Consider the following 4,464-nt stretch of genomic DNA (forward strand, 5'->3'; position numbering starts at 1 on the left):
TACACGTCTTTATGCACACTATTTGCATCCACTTATCTATTCCGATCTGTCCGCGTGGGGGCTGGCCGCGACCCTGGTCCCGTACTTCGACCTGCACTGCCGTCTGGAGGAGTGGCAGGTCACGCACCGCGTCGCCCTGGACAGCGCCCGCGCAGCCGGCGACCGCCACGGCGAGGCGGCCATGCTCCGCGGCCTGGCCCAGGTGTGCCTCTACCAGGACCGGTACGCCGAGGCCGGCGACATGTTCCGGCGGGCGCGGGCCATCTTCCACGAGCTGGGCGACACGCGGAGCGAGGCGATCTCGATCTGCGGGCTGGCGGCGGTCAACCAGTTCTCCGGCAGGCACCTCAAAGCGCTCGGGTCCTTCAGGCACGCGCTGGCCATGTTCCTGGCCATCGGGGACCGGAGCGGCGAGGCGTACGCTCGGCAGGCGATCGGGCGCGTCCACCTGTCGCTGCGTGACGTTCGCCAGGCCTCCAGATGGCTCGGGGACGCGCTGCGGCTGGCCGAGGAACTCGGCGACGCCCACCGCGAGGGCTGCGTGTCGATGCAGCTCGGCCGCATGTACGACCTGGTCGCCGAGTCCGACAGGGCCATGCGGTTCCAGGGGCACGCGCTGGACATCTTCGAGTCCCTCGGGGATCGGCACTGCGGCGCGTACGCGATGCGGAACCTGGGCGGGCTCCAGGTGGCCAGGGGCGACCGGTCGGACGGCTCCGACCAGCTGGAGCGCTCGCTGGTGATCTTCCAGCAGCTCGGGGACCGGAGCGGCGAGGCCGACACGTACCAGACGCTGGGTGAGCTGTACCGGTCGGCCGGACGCACGGCGCTGGCCCGCCACTACCTGCACCAGGCCCGCGAGCTGCGCAGGGAGCTCAGCGAGTCGCTCGCGTGACGGCGGGGTGTCAGGCGAGCCATCGCGCCGTGGGCCAGGTCTCGAGGCGCCAGGCGCTGTCCCAGAACAGCCACTCGTACTCGGTGGCCCGGCAGAACGCCTCCTCCATCGCCTGGAGCGTCGCCGAGTCGGCGAGCTCGGCCAGCCGATCCACGAGCGCCTTGGCCTGCTCCACCGAGGCCGCGAAGGACGGGTCGGAGTAGGTGGCGATCCAGGTCCGGTACGGGTGGCCGGGGGCGCCCGCCGTACGCTCGAGCAGCGCCGTACCGACGTCCTGGTACACCCAGAAGCACGGCAGCACGGCGGCGGCGAGCACGGGCAGCGGGGCGGCGAGCGCCGTCGCCTGCAGGTAGGACGAGTAGGCCAGGCAGGTCGGCGACGTGGCGATGCCCTCCGTCCGGCCGGCCGTCAGCCCGAACTCCTCGAGGTAACCGGCGTGCAGGCCGCGCTCGACGACCAGCGCCGTGTGCGCGCTCTGGGCGAAGAACGCGGCGTCGGCCGGGTCCGTGGCGCGGGCCGAGGCGGTCGCGAGCACCTTGGAGTACGCCACGAGGTAGCGCCCGTCCTGGACGAGGTAGAACGCGAAGCGGTCTCGGTCGAGGGTGCCGTCGCGGAGGGCGGTGTTGAACGGGTGGTTGTGGATCGCGTCGAGCAGCGTGGCCGTGCGCGTCCAGATCTTCTCGGAGAAGGTCAACGATGACGTCCCTTCGCTAGTGCGAACTAGATCAGGTTCGACGGGTGTGATCTCAGCCCGGCGCCCGGGCACCCCGCGTCGTGATCGACGTTAGCAGACTCGCTCCCTCCCCCTCCTCCAGAGGACTCCAGCAAGATTACCCGCTAAATCGGTAGGAAATGTTGCTTTTGCGGTCGGGGCGTGCCTATCGTGAGTGCGGGCTTGCTGCCGTCGCACGACGAAGGACCATTCCGTATGCCTGTCTCCTCCCTGTTAAGACCGGCGCTCGCCGTATTCCTGCTCGCCGCAATGGCCGCGTGCGGTCAGGGCGGCGAGCGTGAACGGCCCGCGTCAACGCTCGCGGCGGACGCACCGCTGCCGGCCTCCGTGCCCAAGGGCACCAAGTTGATCGTCGGAGACCCGCCGACCAAGGTGGCGCTCCAGCTCTCCGGCCAGATCGACAAGTTCTCGTTCGACATCGAGTGGGCCAACATCAGCGGCGGGCCACAGACGAGCGAGGCGTTCCGGGCGGACGCGCTGGACGTCGGCGCGGTCGCCGAGATCCCGCCCATCCACGCGACCTGGACCGGCCTGCCCGTCAAGATCGTGGCCTCCAAGTTCCGCAAGGACCCGCTCAACCACCCGACGTACGAGCTGGGCATCGCGCCGGGGGTGAGCGTGAAGACCCTCGCCGACCTGCGCGGCAAGAAGATCGCCTACAGCCCCGGCCAGGCGCAGGGCGCGCTGGTGCTCAAGGTGCTGAAGAAGGCCGGGCTCACCAAGGGCGACGTCACCCTGGTCGAGCTGCCGAGCACCGGCGACGTCTACCCGAACGCGCTGGCCTCCAAGCAGGTGGACGTGGCCCCGATCGGCGGCGTCAACATCAAGCGGTACACCACCAAGTGGGGCAAGGACGGCGCCACCACCATCCGCCACGGCCTGCGTGACGACCCGGGCCACCTCTACGTACGCACGGTCACCCTGCAGGACCCGGCCAAGGCCGCCGCGATCCGCGAGTACGTCGCCGCCTGGGCACGGGCCACGCGCTGGGTCTACGAGCATCCCAAGGAGTGGATCGAGGGCTACTACGTCAAGGACCAGGGCCTGTCCGCCGCCGACGGCCAGTACCTGGTCGACCTGGCGGGCGAGCCGGACATCCCGGGCGACTGGTCGGATGCCGTCGCCAGACACCAGGAGACCATCGACATCCTGGCCAAAGAGACGGGGAACCCGCCGCTGAAGGCCCAGGACCTGTACGACCTGCGCTTCCAGTCGGTGCAGGCGGACGCGCTGAAGGGCGGCGCGTGATGACACTCGTCACCTCCCGGCCGGCCGCCGTCGCTCCCGCGCGGAACCGGCGCCGCCTGCGCCCCCGCCGCCCGATCAAGTTCGGCTTCCTGCTGGGCCCGTTCCTGCTGCTGGCGCTCTGGGCGGCCGCATCGGGCTCGGGCCTGCTCGACCCCCGGTTCCTGTCGGCACCCTGGACCGTGGTCACCACCGCGGCCGACCTGATCGAGAACGGCCGCCTCCAGGACAACCTGCTGGCCTCGGTCCAGCGCGTGGTGCTGGGCCTGGCCATCGGCGTGCCGCTCGGCACGGTGCTCGCGCTCGTGTCCGGCCTCAGCCGCTGGGGCGAGGCCGTCGTCGACGGGCCGATCCAGATCAAGCGGGCCATCCCGGCGCTGGCGCTGATGCCGCTGCTCATCCTGTGGCTGGGCATCGGCGAGGTGATGAAGGTGACGGTGATCGCCGTCGGCGTGCTCGTGCCGATCTACATCCACACCCACAACGGGCTGCGCAGCATCGACAGCCGCTACGTCGAGCTGGCCGAGACGGTCGATCTCGGGCGCGGCGCGTTCATCAGGAAGGTGGTCCTGCCGGGCGCGCTGCCGGGGTTCCTGCTGGGGATGCGGTTCGCGGTGACGACGTCGTGGCTGTTCCTGGTCGTGGCCGAGCTGATCAACTCCACCAGCGGCATCGGCTACATGATGGACCTCGCGCGCACGTACGGGCAGACCGACGTGATCCTGGTCGGCATCGTCCTGTACGGGCTGCTCGGCCTGTTCTCCGACGCCGGGGTGCGGCTCGTGGAGAGGAGGGCGCTGTCGTGGCGACGGACGTTGGCCGGCTGACCCGCACCCAGGGCCTGACCCGCCGGTACGGCACCCGTACCGTGCTCGACAGCCTGGACCTGGAGATCGCGCCCGGCGAGTTCGTGGCACTGCTCGGGCAGAGCGGCTCGGGCAAGAGCACGCTGCTGCGCGCGCTGGCCGGGCTGGATGGCGACGTGGCGGGGGACGGACTGGTCGCGGTGCCCGCGCAGGTGTCGGTGGTCTTCCAGGACGCCCGGCTGCTGCCCTGGCAGCGGGTGCTCGACAACGTCGTGCTCGGCCTCGACGGGGCCGCGGAACGGGGACACGAGAGCCTGGCGGAGGTCGGGCTCGCCGGGCGGGAACGGGCCTGGCCGAACGAGCTGTCCGGGGGCGAGCAGCAGCGCGTGGCGCTGGCGCGATCCCTCGTGCGCGAGCCTCAGCTGCTGCTCGCCGACGAACCGTTCGGCGCGCTCGACGCCCTGACCAGGCTCAAGATGCACGCGCTGCTGCGCCGCCTGTTCGAGGAGCACCGTCCCGCCGTGCTGCTGGTCACCCACGACGTGGACGAGGCGATCGCGCTGGCCGACCGCGTCCTCGTACTCGATCAAGGGAGGATCGCGGCCGAGCAGCGGCTCGACGCGGGCAGGAGCACCGCCGAGATCCGGGCGGAGCTGCTGCGGGCGCTCGGCGTGACGAGAGACCGTCCGTGAGCCGGGGCCGCGCGCGCCCCCCCCCCTGGCGGGGCCCCGGGGGGGCCGCCCGGGCGCCCCGTGAGGTGGACGGGCAGACAAACCCATTAAACA

At 71.1% G+C, this 4,464-nt stretch carries 5 protein-coding genes and 1 riboswitch; of the genes, 4 read left to right on the forward strand and 1 reads right to left on the reverse strand.

What is annotated here, in order from left to right:
- A partial coding sequence (locus tag AB0J09_RS57265) for a tetratricopeptide repeat protein (RefSeq protein WP_360711276.1) occupies nucleotides 1-895 on the forward strand: 895 nt, incomplete at its 5' end.
- A gap of 10 nt (nucleotides 896-905) precedes the next feature.
- On the opposite strand, the gene tenA is transcribed toward AB0J09_RS57265, so the two are convergent.
- Nucleotides 906-1,589, reverse strand: a complete 684-nt coding sequence (gene tenA, locus AB0J09_RS57270) for a thiaminase II (RefSeq protein WP_360711279.1) — start codon at nucleotides 1,587-1,589, stop codon at nucleotides 906-908.
- Nucleotides 1,581-1,675: riboswitch (TPP riboswitch) on the reverse strand. Its footprint overlaps the gene before it by 9 nt.
- Nucleotides 1,676-1,823: 148 nt before the next feature.
- Here tenA and AB0J09_RS57275 point away from each other — a divergent pair.
- Genes AB0J09_RS57275 through AB0J09_RS57285 form a run of 3 tightly spaced genes read left to right on the forward strand, consistent with a single transcriptional unit; the run spans nucleotide 1,824 to nucleotide 4,371 of the window.
- Entirely contained in the window at nucleotides 1,824-2,876 is a 1,053-nt protein-coding gene (locus AB0J09_RS57275) for an ABC transporter substrate-binding protein (RefSeq protein WP_360711281.1), read from the forward strand.
- Nucleotides 2,876-3,700, forward strand: coding sequence for an ABC transporter permease (locus AB0J09_RS57280; protein ID WP_360711284.1), 825 nt, complete (start codon nucleotides 2,876-2,878; stop codon nucleotides 3,698-3,700). The genes AB0J09_RS57275 and AB0J09_RS57280 overlap by 1 nt, the downstream gene beginning before the upstream one ends.
- Entirely contained in the window at nucleotides 3,676-4,371 is a 696-nt protein-coding gene (locus AB0J09_RS57285; protein ID WP_360711286.1) for an ABC transporter ATP-binding protein, read from the forward strand. Before AB0J09_RS57280 ends, AB0J09_RS57285 begins: the two co-directional genes overlap by 25 nt.
- Nucleotides 4,372-4,464 lie beyond the last annotated feature (93 nt).

Origin of the sequence: Nonomuraea sp. NPDC049784 (genome assembly GCF_040659615.1) — a bacterium.
GTDB lineage: Bacteria > Actinomycetota > Actinomycetes > Streptosporangiales > Streptosporangiaceae > Nonomuraea.

Coding starts and splice junctions, on each gene's coding strand:
- AB0J09_RS57275 (WP_360711281.1), top strand. CDS start 1,824: ATGCCTGTCTCCTCCCTGTTAAGACCGGCGCTCGCCGTATTCCTGCTC.
- AB0J09_RS57280 (WP_360711284.1), top strand. CDS start 2,876: ATGACACTCGTCACCTCCCGGCCGGCCGCCGTCGCTCCCGCGCGGAAC.